The organism is Acinetobacter sp. 161(2023), assembly GCF_037027805.1.
Taxonomy (GTDB): domain Bacteria; phylum Pseudomonadota; class Gammaproteobacteria; order Pseudomonadales; family Moraxellaceae; genus Acinetobacter.
On sequence record NZ_JAZEYD010000006.1, the window covers coordinates 61,178 to 81,724 of the forward strand.

At 37.9% G+C, this 20,547-nt stretch carries 22 protein-coding genes, 1 tRNA gene and 2 pseudogenes; 6 read left to right on the forward strand and 19 right to left on the reverse strand.

All coding sequences use genetic code 11. The annotated features are described in order from the left end of the window. Positions 1–8: 8 nt before the first annotated feature. Together WA249_RS07110 and WA249_RS07115 are read left to right on the forward strand one after the other, a co-directional pair. Positions 9–800, forward strand: coding sequence for an A1S_2505 family phage non-structural protein (locus tag WA249_RS07110; protein WP_336167414.1), 792 nt, complete (start codon positions 9–11; stop codon positions 798–800). A gap of 175 nt (positions 801–975) precedes the next feature. Then, positions 976–2,412, forward strand: a pseudogene (locus tag WA249_RS07115) (diguanylate cyclase domain-containing protein); the annotation flags it as partial. A gap of 32 nt (positions 2,413–2,444) precedes the next feature. Here the strand turns inward: WA249_RS07115 and WA249_RS07120 are convergent. Further along, the gene (locus WA249_RS07120) at positions 2,445–2,624 is read right to left on the reverse strand and encodes a hypothetical protein (protein ID WP_252612335.1); all 180 of its coding nucleotides are present in this window, start codon (positions 2,622–2,624) and stop codon (positions 2,445–2,447) included. Positions 2,625–2,832: 208 nt separating this feature from the next. On the opposite strand from WA249_RS07120, the gene WA249_RS07125 reads away from it, so the two are divergent. Further along, positions 2,833–4,068 carry a pyridoxal phosphate-dependent aminotransferase gene (locus tag WA249_RS07125; RefSeq protein WP_336167418.1) on the forward strand — a complete coding sequence of 412 codons (1,236 nt, stop codon included), beginning with the start codon at positions 2,833–2,835 and terminating at the stop codon, positions 4,066–4,068. A gap of 50 nt (positions 4,069–4,118) precedes the next feature. On the opposite strand, the gene WA249_RS07130 is transcribed toward WA249_RS07125, so the two are convergent. Further along, positions 4,119–4,529, reverse strand: a complete 411-nt coding sequence (locus WA249_RS07130) for a GFA family protein (protein ID WP_336167420.1) — start codon at positions 4,527–4,529, stop codon at positions 4,119–4,121. Positions 4,530–4,708: 179 nt separating this feature from the next. Between WA249_RS07130 and WA249_RS07135 the strand changes: the two genes are divergently transcribed. Then, positions 4,709–5,146: a PaaI family thioesterase gene (locus tag WA249_RS07135; protein ID WP_336167422.1), complete on the forward strand. Its 438-nt coding sequence runs from the start codon at positions 4,709–4,711 to the stop codon at positions 5,144–5,146. A gap of 15 nt (positions 5,147–5,161) precedes the next feature. Here WA249_RS07135 and WA249_RS07140 read toward each other — a convergent pair whose 3' ends face one another. Continuing rightward, complete coding sequence (locus WA249_RS07140; protein ID WP_336167424.1) at positions 5,162–5,593, reverse strand: hypothetical protein; 432 nt, start codon at positions 5,591–5,593, stop codon at positions 5,162–5,164. Between the two features lie 41 nt (positions 5,594–5,634). Next, a pseudogene (locus WA249_RS07145) lies at positions 5,635–5,769 on the reverse strand (hypothetical protein); the annotation flags it as partial. Positions 5,770–5,827: 58 nt separating this feature from the next. Here WA249_RS07145 and WA249_RS07150 point away from each other — a divergent pair. Then, positions 5,828–5,903 (forward strand) — tRNA-Asn (locus WA249_RS07150). A 170-nt stretch (positions 5,904–6,073) separates the two neighbouring features. Here the strand turns inward: WA249_RS07150 and WA249_RS07155 are convergent. From WA249_RS07155 to WA249_RS07210, 12 genes are all read right to left on the reverse strand, one after another. Beyond that, a complete protein-coding gene (locus tag WA249_RS07155; RefSeq protein WP_336167426.1) occupies positions 6,074–6,832 on the reverse strand; it encodes an SDR family oxidoreductase in 759 nt (252 codons plus the stop codon). A 272-nt stretch (positions 6,833–7,104) separates the two neighbouring features. Continuing rightward, positions 7,105–7,749, reverse strand: coding sequence for a tRNA-(ms[2]io[6]A)-hydroxylase (locus WA249_RS07160; protein ID WP_336167428.1), 645 nt, complete (start codon positions 7,747–7,749; stop codon positions 7,105–7,107). A gap of 6 nt (positions 7,750–7,755) precedes the next feature. After that, positions 7,756–8,481, reverse strand: coding sequence for a pyridoxine 5'-phosphate synthase (gene pdxJ, locus WA249_RS07165; protein ID WP_336167430.1), 726 nt, complete (start codon positions 8,479–8,481; stop codon positions 7,756–7,758). A 13-nt stretch (positions 8,482–8,494) separates the two neighbouring features. After that, positions 8,495–9,208: a DNA repair protein RecO gene (recO, locus tag WA249_RS07170; RefSeq protein ID WP_336167432.1), complete on the reverse strand. Its 714-nt coding sequence runs from the start codon at positions 9,206–9,208 to the stop codon at positions 8,495–8,497. 9 nt (positions 9,209–9,217) lie between these two features. Next, positions 9,218–9,418: an NF038104 family lipoprotein gene (locus WA249_RS07175; RefSeq protein WP_336167434.1), complete on the reverse strand. Its 201-nt coding sequence runs from the start codon at positions 9,416–9,418 to the stop codon at positions 9,218–9,220. A 17-nt stretch (positions 9,419–9,435) separates the two neighbouring features. Next, on the reverse strand, positions 9,436–10,458 hold the full coding sequence (gene era, locus WA249_RS07180; RefSeq protein WP_336167671.1) for a GTPase Era: 1,023 nt from the start codon (positions 10,456–10,458) through the stop codon (positions 9,436–9,438). An 11-nt stretch (positions 10,459–10,469) separates the two neighbouring features. Next, a complete protein-coding gene (gene rnc / locus WA249_RS07185; RefSeq protein WP_016137378.1) occupies positions 10,470–11,162 on the reverse strand; it encodes a ribonuclease III in 693 nt (230 codons plus the stop codon). Further along, positions 11,134–11,508, reverse strand: coding sequence for a DUF4845 domain-containing protein (locus WA249_RS07190; protein WP_336167436.1), 375 nt, complete (start codon positions 11,506–11,508; stop codon positions 11,134–11,136). The genes rnc and WA249_RS07190 overlap by 29 nt, the downstream gene beginning before the upstream one ends. 23 nt (positions 11,509–11,531) lie before the next feature. Continuing rightward, entirely contained in the window at positions 11,532–12,359 is an 828-nt protein-coding gene (lepB, locus tag WA249_RS07195) for a signal peptidase I (RefSeq protein ID WP_336167438.1), read from the reverse strand. A gap of 75 nt (positions 12,360–12,434) precedes the next feature. Next, positions 12,435–14,252 carry a translation elongation factor 4 gene (gene lepA, locus WA249_RS07200; protein ID WP_075431500.1) on the reverse strand — a complete coding sequence of 606 codons (1,818 nt, stop codon included), beginning with the start codon at positions 14,250–14,252 and terminating at the stop codon, positions 12,435–12,437. Positions 14,253–14,426: 174 nt separating this feature from the next. Further along, positions 14,427–14,879, reverse strand: coding sequence for an acyl-CoA thioesterase (locus WA249_RS07205; protein WP_002118612.1), 453 nt, complete (start codon positions 14,877–14,879; stop codon positions 14,427–14,429). 123 nt (positions 14,880–15,002) lie between these two features. Then, a complete protein-coding gene (locus tag WA249_RS07210; RefSeq protein WP_336167442.1) occupies positions 15,003–16,379 on the reverse strand; it encodes a Do family serine endopeptidase in 1,377 nt (458 codons plus the stop codon). A gap of 230 nt (positions 16,380–16,609) precedes the next feature. Here WA249_RS07210 and nadB point away from each other — a divergent pair, with 230 nt between their 5' ends. Continuing rightward, the gene (gene nadB / locus WA249_RS07215) at positions 16,610–18,253 is read left to right on the forward strand and encodes an L-aspartate oxidase (RefSeq protein WP_336167444.1); all 1,644 of its coding nucleotides are present in this window, start codon (positions 16,610–16,612) and stop codon (positions 18,251–18,253) included. Between the two features lie 57 nt (positions 18,254–18,310). Here the strand turns inward: nadB and WA249_RS07220 are convergent, their stop codons facing one another. The 3 genes from WA249_RS07220 to mltG all read right to left on the reverse strand — a co-directional run bounded on the left by WA249_RS07220 (position 18,311) and on the right by mltG (position 20,546). Next, the gene (locus WA249_RS07220; RefSeq protein ID WP_336167445.1) at positions 18,311–18,727 is read right to left on the reverse strand and encodes a PaaI family thioesterase; all 417 of its coding nucleotides are present in this window, start codon (positions 18,725–18,727) and stop codon (positions 18,311–18,313) included. Positions 18,728–18,866: 139 nt separating this feature from the next. After that, positions 18,867–19,466 carry a dTMP kinase gene (gene tmk / locus WA249_RS07225; RefSeq protein ID WP_057106502.1) on the reverse strand — a complete coding sequence of 200 codons (600 nt, stop codon included), beginning with the start codon at positions 19,464–19,466 and terminating at the stop codon, positions 18,867–18,869. Positions 19,467–19,475: 9 nt separating this feature from the next. Continuing rightward, the gene (gene mltG / locus WA249_RS07230; protein ID WP_336167447.1) at positions 19,476–20,546 is read right to left on the reverse strand and encodes an endolytic transglycosylase MltG; all 1,071 of its coding nucleotides are present in this window, start codon (positions 20,544–20,546) and stop codon (positions 19,476–19,478) included. Position 20,547 lies beyond the last annotated feature (1 nt).

Below are 20,547 nucleotides of genomic sequence, written 5' to 3' on the forward strand. Positions count from 1 at the left end.
GCATAACCATGACCTATCAATATCATGATGAAAGTATTGTAACCGAACTTCCAGAAGATACAGTTTTTGTATTTGGAAGTAACCTTGCTGGACAGCACGGTAGCGGTGCAGCACGCGTTGCCAGTCAACACTTTGGTGCAGTTGAAGGTGTAGGTCGCGGCTGGGCTGGTCAAAGCTTTGCAATTCCAACTTTAAATGAACACATTCAACAAATGCCGCTTTCACAAATTGAGCACTATGTTGAAGATTTTAAAATATATGCAAAAAATCATCCTAAAATGAAATATTTTGTCACTGCTTTAGGTTGTGGCATTGCAGGTTATAAAGTTTCTGAAATTGCACCACTCTTTAAAGATATTGATCACAACGTTATCTTTCCAGAATCTTTTAAGCCTTATGTTGAAGATAATGCTGTTTCTCATTTTCCAACATTAACTCAAAAGATGGTAAAAAGTTTCATTAATGATGAAGTAATTTTTTACTTCAATCATGGAAGTGAATCTTTTGAAGAGGCTTTAGATAAAACAGATTTATCAGCTGCTGAAAAAGCGATTGCTCTTATTGTTTTAAATGAAGAGTTATACCCTCGGGATCGTTATGGCCGAGGCCGTGATCATGAGCTTAGCGATATTTTAGGTAAGCTCAATGGTAAAATTTTTGACCTGCACGGAAACTCTGAGGGTGCCATGATTTTTGTAAGTGCAGTTGTTGCACTCATGGAACTTTACGATTTTGACGAGCAAGACTTTATCAAGTTATGGCGTGGTGAAAAAAATATTGATCACCCTATTAATCGTTAAGTTTTCTTATAAATTTATGAGCTAAGCAGATAATATCTGCTTTCTCATTATTTTATTTTTACTTACATTTAATTTTCTTATTTTTAATTATTCTAATAAATTTAAGTTCTTTATATTCCCAAATCTTAATTTTTCTCATTATACTTTAAGGCAAACTGAATACTTAAAGAAACATATGGAAACTTTAGATTCTTCAATTTTTGACCTTAGCCCAATTCCAATGTGGATTGAGGATTTCAGTGAAGTTAAACAACAATTTGATTTATGGAGAAATCAAGGTATTGAAAACCTCCATGAATTTTTAAGCCAAAATAAAAATTTAATTATTGAATGCGCGCATAAAATTAAAATTGTTCGTGTTAATCAAAAAACATTAGAACTTTTTGAAGCAAGAACTCACGAAGAGCTATATTCGAATTTAAATCTTATTTTTAAAAAAGAAATGTTCGAATCACATATTCATGAACTTGAAGAACTATGGAATGGTAAAACCCATTTTTCAAGTACGACTGTAAATTACACCTTATCAGGTAAACGGATTGATGTTCAGTTAAGAGGCTCAATTTTACCTGGTTCTGAATCAACCTTTGAACGTGTATTAATTACTACCGAAGACATTACGCCTTATCAAAGTGCCCTTCGTGAAGAAGAAAAAAATCGTCGCTTGGCTGAATCCATGTTTATCTATTCACCAACATCTCTTTGGGTCGAAGATTTCAGCCGTATAAAAAATAGGATTGATCAACTCAGATTATTAGGTATTGAAGATTTTAGAACTTTTCTAGATGTTCATCCTGAATTTGTCCGTCAATGTGTAGAAGATATTCTGATTTTAGATGTTAATCAGGCAACTCTTGATTTATTTAAGGCTCCTGATAAGTCGACACTGTTAAGAAATACACATAAGATTTTTGCTGAAGAGATGATTGAAACCTTTCGGGAGCAACTCATCGAATTATGGCAAGGTAATATTCATCATAAACGTGAAGCCATTAATTACGCTTTAGATGGTCAAATGAGAAATGTATTACTTCAATTTACCGTTTTTCCCGGGTACGAAGAGACTTGGGGACTGGTACAGGTTGCACTTACCGATATTACCGCGCGAAAAAAAGCTGAAAACTACCTTGAATATTTAGGACAACACGATGTTCTTACCAAACTATATAACCGTGCTTTTTTTACAGAAGAACTTAACCGTTTAAACCGAAGCATTATTCGACCTGTTTCTTCAATTTTCTTAGACATGAATGGATTAAAAGAAACAAATGATCAGTTTGGTCATGATATTGGGGATGGTTTATTGCGTCGCGTTGGAAATATTTTAACTCAGGCCATTTTAAATACGCCCTATACAGCTTCTAGAATAGGTGGCGATGAATTCGTGATTTTAATGCCGGGAGCAGATGAGGCTAATGTTCTTATTATGCTTCAAACGATTCAGGAGCTTTTTAATATCGACAATCAATATTATTCAAGTCATCCAATTAGCATCGCAATTGGACATGCGACAACTCAAGCAAATGAACAAATTGAGGACATGTTAAAGCGAGCTGACCATCACATGTATCAAAAGAAAAAAATTTACTATCAGGAAATTTTATTTAATCAATAAAAAAACAGGCATATTGCCTGTTTTTGAGCTTAACGTTTTCCCATAGAACGACGAGTACCACGTGGAGGCATCCATGTTCTATCTGCGTATTGCTCTGGTTTCGGACGCACTTGGTTGTGTACCGCGTCGTCGGCTTCATTGCTTTCATTCGGCATTGGGAATGGCAATTTCACCAAAGCCTTTTTCTGTTTTGGCTGTTGCTCAGTCATGATTCATTCTCGAAATTTCGATTGCGACTTATTATAAATGATTTTTATCCTTTCTTTCCAAAAAAGCTTCAATTGAATAAAACAGCAACAACATCTTTCTTAAATCAAACTTTTTTACATCTAAAAATACCCACATCCGCAAATTGCTTAATTTTTGCGATAAGATAGTATGCTTTTTATTTTTTAATCCCATAAGAGGAATATTGCCGTGGACGTACGTCTTTCTGATCGTGTCAATGCTATCAAACCGTCCCCTACACTTGCTGTAACTAACAAAGCTGCTGAACTTAAAGCTGCTGGCAAGAATGTGATTGGTTTAGGTGCTGGCGAACCAGACTTTGATACCCCGCAACACATCAAAGATGCTGCAATTGAAGCGATTAATAATGGTTTCACCAAATATACGGCTGTAGATGGTACTCCTGGGTTAAAAAAAGCAATTATTGCTAAATTTAAGCGCGATAATAATCTTGATTATCAAGCGAATCAGATTTTGGTTTCATGTGGTGGTAAGCAAAGCTTCTTTAACTTGGCGCTTGCTTTATTAAACAAAGGCGATGAAGTTATCATTCCAGCACCTTTCTGGGTAAGCTATCCAGATATGGTCATTATTGCTGAAGGTACTCCAGTCATTGTGAAATGTGGTGAAGACCAACGTTTCAAAATCACTCCTGAACAATTAGAAGCTGCTATTACACCTAACACTCGTTTAGTTGTATTAAACAGTCCATCTAACCCGACAGGTATGATTTATAGCAAAGCTGAATTAGAAGCTTTAGCTGAAGTTTTACGTCGCCACCCACAAGTATTTGTTGCATCTGACGATATGTATGAACCAATTCGTTGGGAAGATGAGTTCTACAACATCGCAACTGTTGCTCCAGATTTATATGATCGCACGATTGTTTTAAATGGCGTTTCTAAAGCATATGCAATGACAGGTTGGCGTATTGGCTATGCAGCCGGTCCAGCAAAAATCATTGGTGCAATGAAAAAGATCCAGTCTCAATCAACTTCTAACCCAACTTCTATTTCGCAAGTTGCTGCTGAAGCTGCATTGAATGGTCCACAAGATGTTTTACAACCAATGATTAAAGCGTTCAAACGCCGTCATGACTTAGTTGTTAATGGCCTGAATGAAATCAAAGGGATTTCTTGCTTGCCTGCTGACGGTGCTTTCTATGCCTATGCAAACATTCGTCCACTCATTCGTGCAAAAGGCTTAAAATCTTGCACAGAGTTCTCTGAATGGTTACTAGAAGAAACTGGTGTAGCAGTCGTTCCTGGTGATGCATTTGGTTTAGGCGGCTTTATGCGTATTTCATATGCAACAGCTGACGAAGTACTCGTTGATGCATTAGCACGTATCAAAAAAGCTGCTGACTCAATTGACGGTGTAGATGCTGCTATCGCTTCAATTGAAGCTGAAAAAGCTGCGAAATAATTTGTAAAACTAAAAAGGCCTCAATTTTGAGGCCTTTTTTATAATTAAAATTATTGTGGGCTAAATAACGCAGCGACCTGAGCCTCAGTCAATTTTTTTGTATTATTTTGAAAAGTATAAAAATCGGGTTTTGAATCAATAAAAATTTCCATATCCAATGTTAAGTCTTCTACGGGCTCATTTAAAGAAAATGCATTGATATTGCAGTAGCTTTGATCTTTCGTTCTCCAAAAAATTGTTGTTCCACAAGCATTACAAAAACCTCGCTCCCCCCATTCAGAAGAGTTAAATACACTAAGATGCTTTTGCTGAATAAACTTTAAACTACCTTTGACCACATCAACTGTCATAATGACACCACTAGTTTGTCTACGACACATCGAACAATGACAAGCATGTACATCATGATTTTTTAATTCAACTTCAAAAGTTGTTTCACCACATAAACACTGACCGTTCATTATTATCTTCCACACTAAGTTTATATTTTTAGAGTTATAAAATATTCTGCTCAACCAAAATTTACAAGTTTATAAACTATAAAGTGTTCTATATTTCTTGTACTTGACAACATGTATTTTAACGCCTAATTTAACATCAAGTTCCATTTTAGAACTTAAAGAATTAAAGGACTCAAAAAATGAAAAATCCGATGGAAATGACTGGCCTTGAATTTTTACAAGCCATGATAGAAGGCCATATTCCTCCTGCAAGCATTAGCAAAACCATACCTATGCAACCTACTGAAATTTCAGAAGGGTCTGTTACTTTTAAAGCCCAAGCGGATCATAACCATCTAAATCCACTTGGTGGCGTACATGGTGGCTTTGCTGCTACAGTTTTAGACTCTGTAACTGGGTGTGCAATACATACGATGTTACCTGCTGGTGTAGGCTACGGCACAATCGATCTTAACGTAAAAATGTGCCGCCCCATTCCAAGGAACCATCCTTTAATTGCGATAGGCAAAGTCATTAACTTAAGTAAAAATTTAGGTATTTCTGAAGGAAAGATTATTGATGAGGAAGGCAAACTGTATGCCTATGCTACAGCAACCTGCATGGTTATTCGTCCATAATCATCAAAGGCAGCTCTAAACCGCTGCCTTTTTTATTGGGTAAGATGAGTTATCTGGACGGTCACAAGTTTGTGCAACCACATACGATGTCCAAATATTTTTAAGTTGAAGTTCTATAATTTCTTGATGCTCGGTAGACCAAGCTAGAACTTTGTTTTTGCCTAGCAACAACTCCCCTTCTAACTGAAAAATATATAAAGCTTTAGAAGGGTTTAATACTTTCGAGCTTTTTAAAATTTTAAGTGAACCATGCACATTCCATTTGGAACTAAACCAAAGCTGTAATAAATCACCTAAGTACAAGTCCTGCTTTTTAAAAGGATAAGCATCAATCGACGCACCCTCTACAGGTGTGTAATAAGATTCTGTTCGACTTAAAATATTGAGATAATGATGTTGATAAAAATCAAAATTAGAAAAAATAGAGGCAACAGTAAGTGTTTTCATACTTATCTCCGATTTAGCCATTTTAGTGCTGGCAAGTTGGTTTAAATCCACACTGTTTGAATTTCTTCAAACGATTGTTCTGTTTTGAATCTAGCAATTGAACTTTTAAAGTACAAGTAGTTTCTTAGCTCACCGCCAAACTGGTTAAATAAAAGCCATACAGCACAAAAATGTAGTCAACATGACAATTTACACTTGACCCTTCTCAAAATCTCCTTATAATCGCATGCAGATTCTCCCATAGCTCAGTCGGTAGAGCGACGGACTGTTAATCCGCAGGTCCCTGGTTCGAGCCCAGGTGGGAGAGCCAAATACTAAAAAGCCCGCAGCATTAAAGCGGGCTTTTTTTTACCTTAAATTCATCAATATCTATAAAAAATCCCCTATCAACACATAGAGGATTTAATTTTCATGCTTAAACGACTTACTTGATTTAATGATCTAATCTAAGTTTAAAGAATATATTCCTTTCTTAAATCATTATTCCATTTCAACCACTTTTAAAGGATTAAAAGACTGGGTGGTCGGCATCATTTCAATACGATTAATATTAATATGTGAAGGTTGTGAAGCAACCCAAGCTACCGTATTTGCAATATCTTCAGGCAAAATTGGGTTCTTTTTATCATACAGATTGTTCACTTTCTCCTGATCGCCTTTAAAACGCACTAAAGAAAATTCTGTACCACCGCAAAGCCCCGGCTCAATATTCGTTACTCGAATGCCTGTACCAGACAAATCAGCTCGAAGGTTTAAACTAAATTGCTCCACGAATGCTTTGGTGGCACCGTAAACATTACCACCCGGATATGGATATGTACCTGCAATTGACCCCATATTGATAATTAAGCCAGACTTTTTATTTACCATATTCGGTAAAATTAGTCGGGTAACAGTAATAAGCCCCTTAACATTGGTATCAATCATCGTGTACCAATCATCTAAATCTGATTTATCTGCTGACTCCAACCCTAATGCCAATCCAGCATTATTAACCAATAGATCAATTTGACTAATTTGAAATTCAGCTGGTAAATCAACCAATGCTTTATTTATATTTTCTACGCTATCTGTCATATCAAATACTAAGGGATAGAATTTTTCACCAAGTTCTTGTTGTAATTCTTTTAGCTTTTCTGCCCGTCTTCCACAGCCAATAACTTTGTAACCTAACTCAATCAGTTTTTTTGAAATACTATAACCAAAGCCCGCAGAGGCGCCTGTAACTAATGCTAACATTCTTATATCCTTGAAATATTCGACTAATTTAGTTGAACTCATGATGAACATATCAGCCTTTATATTTACACAATATTTATTATTAGCCTAAAAAAATAAAAGTTTTTTTAAAAATTTTAAGAGAAATTAAAATCTATAAAAATATATTTATTAAATAATTATATGCATTAAAAAACTAAAAACAGAACATGCCTACCATCGAAGAGATAAAACTCACCTAATAAAAAAGTTTACCTTTCACAGTAAACTTTTTTAACTTAAAGCATTCAAGATTATGCAGGTACGCCACTGTGGAAACGGAAGGTATCATCAGGCGTTAAAATTAGATTCTTTTCAACCTCACGAATATGCTCAATGCGCTGCTGAATATCCTCTTTAGGGTTTTTCATTTTTGCAGTTTTTGCAACATCAAGTGCAAGTGCCAAATAGTCTTCAAAATGACGAGACTCAGACTTAAGCAAATAGCGATAATAGCGTCCTAACTCATCATCTACACGTGGAGCAAGTGCGTGAAAACGCTCGCATGAACGAGCCTCAACAAAAGCACCTACCACAAGTACATCAATTAAAGCCTCTGGCTCATAAGTACGAATCTCTTTACGGAGCCCACCAGCATAGCGCCCTGCACTTAAGCCATCCCACTTCTGACCACGCTTGGCCATAAGCTCAAGCACTTGTTCATAATGGAGCATTTCTTCCCGTACCAGTTGTGCAAGCTTTACTTGCAAATCAGGGAAAAAGCTATAACGGAACATTAAGTTCATTGCTGTACTAGCTGCTTTTTTTTCGCAATTAGCATGATCTTGCATCAAAATATCTAAATTATTGATTGCCTCATCTAACCATGCGTTTGGCGTTTGACATCCTAAAAAAGCCAAGACAGGTTGCATTAATTCATCGTAATTGATACTCGACATAACCAATTAACCTACCACCTGAATGGCTGCTTTCATATCTTTAACAGCTTGGACCAGACCTACAAAAATGCTATCAGCAATAATCGAATGCCCAATATTTAACTCGTGAATTTGTGAGATAGCAGCAATTGGAGCAATATTTTTAAGGTTAAGGCCATGACCAGCATTTACAACTAAACCTTTTGAAGCTGCGTATTCAACACCTTTGATAATACGTGCCAACTCAGCCTGTTGATCTTGCTCTGTTGCGGCATCTGCATATGCACCTGTGTGCAACTCAATCGTAGGTGCGCCACATGCAACTGCCGCATCAATTTGAGCTAAATCTGCATCAATAAATAATGATACGTCGCAACCAATAGCAGCTAAGACTTGAGTTGCAGCTTTAACTTTTTCAAAGTTACCTACTACATCTAAACCACCTTCAGTTGTTACTTCTTGGCGTCTTTCAGGAACAAAGCAGACATGCTGTGGCTGAATTTCTTTCGCAAACTCGACCATTTCATCAGTAACAGCCAACTCTAAATTCATGCGTGTTTTTAGTAATGGACGCATGCGGCGTACGTCATCATCTTGAATATGTCTGCGGTCTTCACGCAAATGCAAGGTAATCCCTTCTGCACCAGCTTGTTCACAAATGAGAGCAGCTTCTACAGGGTCGGGATAAGTAGTACCGCGCGCCTGTCTTAAAGTAGCAACATGGTCTATGTTTACACCAAGCAATGCAGCCATAAATAAATCCTAATTACGATTGAGTTTGAGTGTTTTGAATCCACAATTGTCGACTTTTTAGGGAACGATCTCCTAAAAGCGATGTAATCATTTGGCGGTATAGTTTACCTAATAATTGCAATTGTTCGAGAGAAAAATCCTGCCCGTGCTCATAATCCAACATAGACAAAATTGCTTTCCCTGACAAAGAAGAACGACCCGCTTGTACAACAGGAGCAAAGCCTTCTGTCACTTGAAATTGGTAAAACTGATGAGCCTGAATCGGCTGTTGTTGGGTATCGACTGAGAAATCAATCGCGTATCCAAGTTCAGGAAGTAAAACATGCTCGAATTGGCGCAAAATCTGCCTCAGAAAAAGGTCAGGATTTTCGTGAGAAGATAATTGTTGTAATTGAAGTAACGTTAACTGATATTGCTCAAAAGTTTGTGGCATTGTTTCTTCTAATGGACAAAGTCTAAGAACAACTTCATTTAAATAAAATCCGGCAAAAAAAGCATCACCAAAAAAGAAAACTGGCTGATTTAAGATTTCAAGCTTAGTAAAGTTCTTCAGCTCACTTTTACCCGTTGCCTGTAATCGAATAGGTTGATACTGAGGAGGCGGAGTCTGTCTTAAAATACCATCGACTCGCCCATACTCCTGAGTAAAAAGATGCACAATATGGCTTTTTTCACGATACTTACGATGATGAATCATATATCCATGTAGGATTTCATTGCGCATCATAAAAAGAAACTATTCCTTAGATTCTTTTTCTTTCTTATCGTCGTCATCACCATCAGGAATTACAGCCCCCACAACAGCAGCTGTACCCTTCACTACGCCTTTAGTTGTTTTGTAAGCAATACCTACTGGTACGGTTACAAGCTTATAAATACAACCTTGCAACATCAATGTACATCCAATTATAGCAACCAATGATGTAATTGTTTTCATACCAGTATCCTTATCCTTTAGATATCACTATATCCTAAGCTTTTTAAAGCACGCTCATCATCAGACCAGCCACCCTTCACTTTTACCCAAAGTGTGAGCATAATTTTTTGCTCAAACATCCTTTCCATATCTTTTCGGGCATCCATACCAATTGTTTTAAGCTTGGCACCTTTTTCACCAATCACAATCGCTTTTTGGCCCGCACGATCTACAAAAATCGTTGCATCAATATAAGTACAAGCTGGCTTTAAACGACCCGTTTTTTCATTAACAACTTCTTCTTCCGTTTTGAAAGATTCAATTTGTACTGTTAAATCATAAGGTAGTTCTTCACCTAACTGACGCATAATTTTTTCACGAATAATTTCGCTAGCTAAAAAGCGTTCAGAACGGTCAGTAATCTGATCAAATGAATACAAAGGTGCTTGATAAGGAAGATACTTCTCAATCGTTTCGCTCAAGTGTTCCAGATTTGCTCCGCGTAACGCAGATACAGGAACGATCTCGGCAAAATTCATAAGCTTAGCACGCTCTTGAATTAAAGGAAGAATATCTCTTTTCTCTTCAAAAGTATCAACCTTGTTAATCACCAAAATAACTGGCATTTCAGCATTCTTGAGTTTTTCAAGTACTAAGTCGTCATTTGGTGTCCACTTATAAGCATCAATAACAAATAAGACCAAATTAACATCGCGTAATGCAGAATGAGCTGCACGGTTCATCATCTTATTAATAGCACGCACTTCTTTTTTATGCATACCTGGGGTATCTACATATACCGCCTGCATTTTTTCACGCGAATCAATACCAATAATTTTATGACGTGTTGTTTGAGGTTTACGCGAAGTAATAGAGAGCTTTTGACCTAGCAAATGGTTCATGAGGGTAGATTTACCCACATTTGGACGTCCTACAATCGCCACAAATCCGCTCTTAAAATCCGAAGGAATTGTTACGCCTTTGGAACTAAAAAATTGATCAATCAGATTATTAGGATCTTGGTTATCATTTGAATCTGGATTGATTTGATCAGAATGCATCGACATGCAGGTTATTGCTCCAATAACTTTAAAATTTCCGCCGCTGCTGCCTGCTCGGCAAAACGACGACTTGAACCCTCACCATAAATCCTTGATAAACCATCTATCAAACATTCAACTTTAAAGTGCTGGTGAGGTGCATCACCCTGAATATCTACAACCTCGTAAACAGGGAGAGGTTTTTTACGTGCTTGTAGATACTCTTGTAAACGTGATTTCGGGTCTTTAAGTTGATCCGTAGGTTCTATATGGTCTAAATAGGGTACATACCATTTTAGCACAATATCGGTAAGTAAGTTGAGATCACCACTATCAATATAAATTGCACCAATAATCGCTTCTACCGTATCAGCCAATATTGACTCACGATGATGACCACCAGATTTCAATTCACCCGTACTTAATATTAAACACCGACTAAGTTGCAAATCGGTTGCAATCTTACCTAAAGCTTCCTGACGAACTAAAGTCGCTCGCATACGCGTTAAGCGACCTTCATTTTCATTTGGATAGGCATGATATAGATAATTGGCAACAATCATACCTAATAGTGAATCACCTAAAAATTCCAAGCGCTCGTAATTGTATTTATGACTCACCGAACGATGAGTCAAAGCTAACTGCAACAATTCAAGCTGCTTGAATTGATATCCGATTCGACTCAATAAGCGAGGATCACTTAGTTTGAACTGATGTTTTATCAAAACTCTTCTCAAAGGTTAAAACTAAATCAATATTTAGTAAGAAAGGTTTTCTTACCTCATATTTCTTTTGGACTTTTAGACCAGACTCATTAAACACTTGCGCAATCTCTTTAAAATGAAGATCACGAATATTGTTCATTTCCAATCGCTGATCCATTTGCGTCACAAACTTCTGTGGGGTGATCTCAGAAGAGCTTTCTTGTAAAAGCTCCTCTATTTGATTATTAATCAATCGATCATCCCAATATGCTGGCCAAACTGCAAGTACAGCTTTTACTGCAATTGCAAATATAACCACCCCAAATAAAATTGCTAAATACGAAGTACCTTGTTGTGCCTTACGCATTTCTTTTTTCCTAATGGTTGTTTTTAATCTATTTTTCCATTTCGGCCAAAGTTAGGAAGATGTAAGCCCGGTTCTTTATGCATCCACACATAGAATGCTCGCCCTGTTAAATTTTCTTCAGGAACGAAGCCCCAGAAACGACTGTCTGCACTTTGATCACGGTTATCCCCCATTGCAAAGTAATGTCCTTTTGGAACAGTCACTTCCCAATATAAACCGTCTTGGTTTGCATATTTACCATTTTCAACATAGTTGATAAATGGTGCTTGACGCGCCACATTTACGCCTTCAAGTTCACGCATTCTAAAGGTGTGCTCACCAATCGTCTCTTTATGATAAATAGACGTTGGAGTATCTAATACATCTTTTTCACGACTAAACTGCGTTAATACTTTAGGTACTTTTTGTCCGTTAATAATCAATTGTCCATGATCATAAACAAGATGATCACCCGGCAAACCGATTACACGTTTAATATAGCTGATGGTAGGTTGAGGTGGATAACGGAACACAATCACATCACCACGCTTTGGTTCTCCCACATCAATAATTTTCTTATTGACGATAGGTAAACGCACACCATAATCAAATTTATTAACCAAAATAAAATCACCAGTTTCTAAAGTAGGCACCATAGAGTCTGATGGAATATTAAATGGTTCATAAAGAAATGAACGAAGTACAAGTACTACAGCTAAAACTGGCCAAAAGTCATAGGCCCATGTAATAACAAAATTTTCGTTCCCACGCCCTTTATTTGCACGCTGTTTGAATACAAATTTATCTAACAACCACACTGCAAATAGAATCAGCGTAACTGGAACAAGAATTAAATTAAAATCAAAATCCACACGACCTCACTCGCAGCCTAGCTGCTTGTCTTAAAGTGGGGAAAAGCAATATTTTACTTCTCCCACCCTCATTTCTTATCTTTCTACTTTCAATACAGCCAAGAACGCTTCTTGTGGAATTTCAACACTTCCCACTTGTTTCATACGTTTCTTACCTTCTTTTTGCTTAGAAAGTAGTTTTTTCTTACGTGAAACGTCACCACCATAACATTTCGCTAATACGTTTTTACGCATTGCTTTTACAGTAGAACGAGCAATAATTTGTGCACCAATCGCCGCTTGAATAGCAACATCGTACATTTGGCGAGGAATCAAATCTTTCATTTTCTCAACCAATGCAATACCACGGTGACGCGCGTCATTACGGTGACAAATCATAGCCAAGGCATCAACCTTGTCACTATTAATTAATACATCAACCTTAACTAAAGCTGAACTTTCGAAACGCACAAAGTTATAGTCAAGCGATGCAAAACCACGAGAGCATGATTTTAATTTATCAAAGAAATCCATAACAACTTCAGCCATCGGGATCTCAAAGGTAATAGAAACTTGATTACCCAAGAATTTCATATCTTTTTGAACACCACGGCGTTCAATACAAAGGGTCATTACATTCCCTAGGTACTCTTGCGGAACAAGGATATGACACTCTGCAATCGGTTCACGCAAATCTTCTACAGTAGATCCATCTGGCATTTTTGATGGACTATCGATATAAATCGTTTCGCCCTTCTTGGTTAATGCTTCATAAATTACGGTAGGTGCAGAACTGATGAGATCAAGATCATACTCACGCTCTAGACGCTCTTGTACAATCTCCATGTGTAGCATCCCTAAGAAGCCACAACGGAAACCAAAACCTAATGCATCTGAACTTTCTGGTTCAAAGAATAAAGCCGAGTCGTTGATCTGCAATTTTTGTAGCGCTTCACGGAATGGCTCAAAATCACTCGCATCAATCGGGAAAAGACCCGCATAAACCTGCGGTTTAACCTTTTTAAAACCTGGTAAAATTGCAACATCAGGCGTAGCAGCAAGAGTAATAGTGTCACCTACTGGCGCACCAAAAATATCTTTAATACCCGCAATTACAAAGCCTACTTCACCAGCTTCAAGAATATCTGTTTCAGTATGCTTAGGATTAAATACACCCACTGAAGTTACTGGATGAGTTTGCCCTGTCGATTTAACCAACATTTTGTCGCCCTTACGGATACGACCTTGTTTAATACGTACAAGAGAAACTACACCTAAGTAGTTATCAAACCACGAGTCGATAATTAATGCTTGCAATGGAGCATCACGATCGCCTTCAGGTGATGGAATAACATCGACTAACCGTTCTAAAACACCCTCAACACCCAGGCCAGTTTTTGCTGAACAGGTTGGTGCATCAGTTGCTTCGATCCCGATAATTTCTTCAATTTCATGAATTACACGCTCAGGTTCAGCCTGCGGTAAATCAATTTTATTTAAAATAGGAAGAACTTCGAGACCTTGTTCAATCGCGGTATAACAGTTTGCAACTGATTGTGCTTCTACACCTTGTGCAGCATCTACAACCAATAGCGCCCCTTCACATGCAGCTAATGAACGAGAAACTTCATACGAGAAGTCTACGTGTCCAGGAGTATCAATAAAGTTAAGTTGATATTCCTGACCATTAGGATGAGTATAATATAGCGTTACAGAAGCGGCTTTAATGGTAATCCCACGTTCGCGCTCAAGCTCCATTGAGTCTAAGACTTGAGCTTGCATTTCACGATCTTGTAGACCACCACACATCTGAATAAAACGGTCAGCCAATGTAGACTTACCATGGTCAATGTGAGCAATAATCGAGAAATTTCGTATATTTTTGATATCGACGGATTTTTTAGCTTGCGCCATGGGTTACCTTGAGAAAATATAGAGTGCTATGTAGCTTGTTTTAATACACAGCCAAAGCAGTTAAATTAATTGCGTGCGATTATAACAGATGGATATTTTAAAGTATCCAAAATAATCATGAGCTTTGTACATATGTTTTAACAAGGATAAGCACAGTGAGCATATTGCTTCAGGTTATCGAGCATATGAAACTGTAAAATCATAAGGGTTTATGCTTGAATCAAGAGGCTTGTACGCATGAGTAAAAGTTGGAGACATTCGTTTTGGACGCCCTGTAGCAATTTCAATGCATGCCCATTTAGTATTTCCAACAAATAATACAGCCTGATCTGATGGGCGGAAAAATACATATTGGCGGAAAGAATAGAGAGCGTTGATGTCATCTAACCATGTGCGTAATACAATTTGTTCGCCTTCAAATGCAGCTTTACGATATTGCACATGATGCTCAACCGCGACCATTGCATGTTTTAGCTCAAGATACTTAGTTACCCCCACTCCTAACGTTTCAACATGAGCAGCAGCGACATCTTGCATCCACTGAACATACATCACATTGTTCACATGCCCTAAAGCATCAATATGATGTGGCTGCACCTGAATATGTAAATCAAAAATACTACTCACAAAGATTCACTCTTATTTATTAACTTTTAAACTGAAATAAGTGTAGGTAGATATCACTATACGCTCAATATAAATAACAAAAAACCACCCATATTTAGAGTGGCTCATTGTTTATTTTCAAGTTTACTGGATACGTAAGCCAAGCATAGCACGTTGTCCCTGACGGATAATTGCAACACGTGCTACCGTATTTTTTTGCAAGTTAGAAACAACTTTTGAAAAATCCTGACTATTTAAAATCTGGTTATTGTTGACTTGAATAATCACATCACCTGGAATGATATTTGACAATGATGCCAAGCCACCACGGCGAACATCTTGTACATAAATACCGCCTTTTACACTTAAAGCACTTTTTTCTGGTTCAGCCAAATCACGAATGCTCATGCCTAAAACTGGGCCTTTAGATACAGCACCTTGGGTACCTGTAGCAGGTGTTTCATCTGGGGAAGTCGTTAAAGTTGCTGAAATATTACGGATTTTGTCATCACGTAATACTTCAAACTGAACAGTTTGATTCGGCTGTACTTTGTTTAATGCGTAGAGTAATTCACTGGTGCGCGGTACTGGATTACCGTTATATTTCAAAATCACATCCCCCGCTCTAAGCCCTGCTTTTTGTGCAGGCGAGTTCGGAGAAATTTGAGTAATTAAAGCACCTTCAGGTTTTGGTAACTTGTAAGCATCTGCAAGATTTCGGTCAATATCTTGCATCATCACACCAAGATAAGAGCGTGTGACCTTACCTTTAGTTTTCAGTTGTTCGGCTACATCCATCGCTACGTCAATCGGGATAGAGAAAGACAAACCCATATAGCCGCCAGTACCACTAAAGATACGAGAGTTTACGCCGACCACTTCACCATTTTGGTTAAACAATGGACCACCAGAGTTACCTGGGTTTAGCGCAACATCAGTTTGAATAAACGGCACTGAAGTTTCACCACTCATATTCCGTGATTTAGCGCTGACAATCCCGGCCGAAGCTGAGTAGTCAAAACCAAATGGCGAACCAATTGCTAAAACTGGCTCTCCCACGCGTAAGCGGTCAACGTTCCCTACTCGTAAAGCAGGATAATTATTTCCTGTCACCTTTAACAGTGCAACGTCTGTACGCTCATCACTACCTACCACCGTTGCATCAATTTCACGGCGATCATTTAAAGTAATACTAATCCGTGAAGCATTTTCAATCACATGATGGTTTGTGAGTAAATAACCATCTTTACTAATAAAGAAAGCACTACCGTATGCGGTTTTTTCTTGTGGACCCTGTTGCTGTGGAATGATGACCTGATTACCAAAGAAACGTTTTAAAATTTCAGGGACTTGCTGCTGCAACAGTTCATCCTGAGTCATTTTTTTTACGACGTTTACACTCACCACGGCTGGACTAACTTGTTCAACGAGGTTTGAAAAATCAACAGCAGCATTTGCCTGAACAGCAGCAACTGTAAATACCGCTGCATACATTCCTTGTTGTAAATAGCGAGATTTCATTCGGTGCTCACCCACAATTGGTCTACGAGAATAAGAATAAAACTGTTGTATCACAACACTTTGGGGTTGTGCGTAACAATATGTTTATTTGTAAGACATCCTTACAATCGTTATTTTACGCATTGCAACTTTTTAAGCCAATTGCAATTTTTCTCTGAGTTAGAGCGCTTAAGCTCTTGCCTTTTTAGATAAAAAGGGGTGTCATTAGCGGACGTTTAAAATTGTTGCGAATGGACATGCCTAATTTACAGACAATTCACCACTTTGACGTGATTATTGTGGGCAGCGGCGGCGCTGGTTTAAGTCTGGCTTTATCGCTACCAAATCATTTTAATATTGCTGTTTTAGCCAAAGCTGCTTTAACTGAAGCAAGTACCTTCTACGCCCAAGGTGGTGTTGCTGCTGTTCTTGATGAGACCGACTCTATTCAACAGCACATTAATGACACTATGATTGCAGGTGCTCATTTATGTGAAATGGATGCGGTACAACATACCGTAGAAGGCGGTCGTCCTTCTGTTGATTTTCTTTTAAAGCAAGGCGTGCAATTTACTTTAGATGAAGATGAACAACTTCATTTAACGCGCGAAGGCGGTCATTCACAACGCCGTATTATCCATTCAGCTGATGCAACTGGTAAAGCTATTTCAACCACCTTGGTTGAGCGTGCTCAAGAACGTAAAAATATTACTATTTTTGAAAACTACATTGCGATTGATTTAATTACATCGCATAAATTGGGTTATACAGATCAAGCGAATCGCGCTATTGGCTTGTATGCCTTAGATGAAAATACGGAAAAAGTTCATACTTTCCTTGCGCCATTTACCGCACTTGCTTGCGGCGGTGCGATGAAAGCTTACCTTTATACATCTAACCCTGATATTGCTACAGGCGATGGTATTGCTATGGCTTACCGCGCAGGTTGCCGTGTAGCTAACATGGAATTTAACCAGTTCCATCCAACCTGCCTGTACCATCCGCAAGCACGCTCTTTTTTAATTACCGAAGCCATGCGTGGTGAAGGCGCTTACTTACGCTTACCTGATGGTGAGCGTTTTATGCTACGTTTTGACGATCGTGCAGAACTGGCTCCTCGCGATATTGTGGCACGTACCATTGACCATGAAATTAAACGTCTTGGTATTCGTCATGTGTGGTTGGACATTACCCACAAATCACCTGAATTTATTAAGGAGCACTTCCCTACACTTTATGCACGATTGCTTGAGTTAGGCATCGACATTACCAAAGACATGATTCCAGTGGTGCCAGCAGCTCACTATACGTGTGGTGGTGTTGTGGTTGACTCAAATAGCCAAACGGATATTGAAGGTTTATATGCGATTGGTGAGACGTCTTATACTGGCTTACATGGTGCAAACCGTATGGCAAGTAACTCATTACTTGAGTGCTTCGTTTACGGCATGAGTGCAGCAAAAGATATCGAAAATAAATTTGACCAAGATTCTAAACCTCCAGAAGTACCTACTTGGGATGATTCACAAGTAACCAATCCAGATGAAGATGTCGTGATTTTACAAAACTGGGATGAGTTACGTTCGACCATGTGGAACTACGTCGGTATTGTCAGAACCACGAAACGTTTAGAACGGGCTTTACACCGTATTGAAATGTTAAAGCGTGAAATCACTGAATATTATCAAGACTACCGTGTCAGTAAAAACCTAATTGAGCTTCGAAACCTTGTTTTGGTATCTGAAATGATTGTGCGCTGTGCTATGCAACGTAAAGAGTCACGTGGTCTACATTACACACTCGATTATCCAGAAACCTCGAGTGAGATTCGTAAAACGGTTTTAACTCCTCCAAATTTTGCAGTAGAACAGCCATTAGTTAATACTGATATTTAAGCTGTTCTTCAATAAAAAAGCACAGTTCAGACTGTGCTTTTTTATTTGGTTTAATATTTATGATTTAGGTGGAATTGAATAAGTCGCGGTCACATGCGCAACGGGCTCATCCAAACCTACTGAATAAATCCAGACCTCACCCACCACCAAACTCTTTCCGACTTTCATGAGTTTACATTCACTGCGTAAGTCTTGATCACCCGCGGGTTTTCTTAGAAAATTTATATTAAAGTTGGTCGTTACAGCCAAACCAATAATTCCGATTTCACCTAATATTGCAATATATAAAGCAAAATCAGCCAAAGTCATCATGGTTGGACCCGATATGGTGCCACCAGGACGTTGATGTCTTTGATCTACGTGATAATAAACAACTGCAGCTTTAGGTGTGACTGATTCAATCGTGCAATGTTCAAGACTTGGTGGAAATTCCTTTTCAAGAAATGTCACGATTTCTTCTTTTGAGCTTTTCATCCTTGTTATTCTTCAATCTATAAATCATATATAAGATAGCATAAGAAAATAACAGATATTTTCTATGACGATTTAAACCAGAATTATCGTCATTTTTCACCACTCCCATAGTTTATAAGAGTGGCGCATCCATTTTTACTTATCCTAAATATTGCAAAGCCTGTTCGAACACTTGATCAGGACTTTGGGTTGCATCTATTCGCTTAATACGTTCCGGTTCAGCTTTCCATAAGGTTTCATAGCCTTCACGAACCTTAGTGAAAAAACTTAATTTTTCTTGCTCAAAACGGTCTAAAGCACCGCGTTCGCGTGCACGGTTCATACCGAGTTCAATCGGTGCATCTAGCCAAAAAGTCACCTCAGGCATGCGCGAAACAAAATTCTGATTTAAAAGCTGTAATTTATCTTGGCTTAAACCACGACCAGAACATTGGTAAGCAAAACTTGCATCGGTAAAACGATCACTTAATACAATTTTGTTAGATTCTAGAGCTGGCAAAATAACTTGTTGTAAATGCTGAGCTCGTGCCGCATAAATTAAGAGTAGCTCAGTATCATGGCTCATATTTTCATCATGATTTACTGCCAAAAGCATCGAACGTATTTGTTCTGCTAATGGTGTACCACCTGGTTCACGGGTTAAAACAACTTGTTTACCTTGTTCTTCAAAATGCTGATGAATTTTTCGAATGAGTGTAGTTTTGCCTACCCCTTCCGTGCCTTCAAAGCTAATAAACATCTCTTTTCCTTATTTCTTCGATCTCAACACGGATAAGTACTCTTGTACCGCTTGATTATGAGCCTGCAAATCTGCTGTAAATTTATGACCACCATTACCAGTTGCCACAAAATAAACATTATTTGAATCATCTGGATGCAATGCAGCTTCAATTGCTTTTTGACTTGGTAAAGCAATTGGCGTTGGCGGTAAACCATTAATTGTATAGGTATTATATGGAGTTGGCGTACGTAAGTCTTCGCGAGTAATGTTACCCTTATAGTTCGCTCCCATACCATAAATTACAGTTGGGTCTGTTTGTAGACGCATACCAATTTTTAAGCGTCGAACAAATACACCTGATACTTGCTCAAGCTCACTATCTAAACTTGTTTCTTTTTCAACAATTGAAGCCATAATTAAAGCTTCATATTTATCTTTATAAGGTAAGTTTGGTGCACGATTTGCCCAAGCTGCATCTAGAGCTTTCATTTGGTGATGATATAAATCGGTAAGAATTTTCTTATCAGTCTCACCCTTGGCAAAGAAATAAGTATTAGGCGCAAATAGACCTTCAGGATGTTCATAAGGAATCCCAAGCGCTTTCATCAGCTGATCATCTGGTAAATCTAATATTGTATTTTTTACGTTTTTATCATTCTTTAATGCAGTAATAAGCTGTTTAAAAGTCGTACCTTCAATGACCAAAACACGGTTCATCTGAGCATTATCCGCATTAGATAACATCTCTAATACTTCTCTTACACTCATTCCATGTTCAATTTCATACACCCCAGCTTTCATGCTGTCATGAATCATAAATTTTTGATAAAGCTTTAACACTACTGGAAAGCTAACTTTGCCTTCTTTTGCCAACCGATCAATAAAACCAGAATAGGTTTCACCAGATGTAATAGATAACATCTGTTTTTTACCTTCTATAGGATAAGCTTTAAATAAGCTTGACCATAAAATGGCAAAAGCAGCAATTAAAAAAACAAATAAACCAATTAGAACCAATCGCTTAGGAAATTTTGGAGATTGTTTCTTGATATTTTTCTTGGCATTTTTTGCTTTCGCATTCACAGGTGGCTTCGGCATA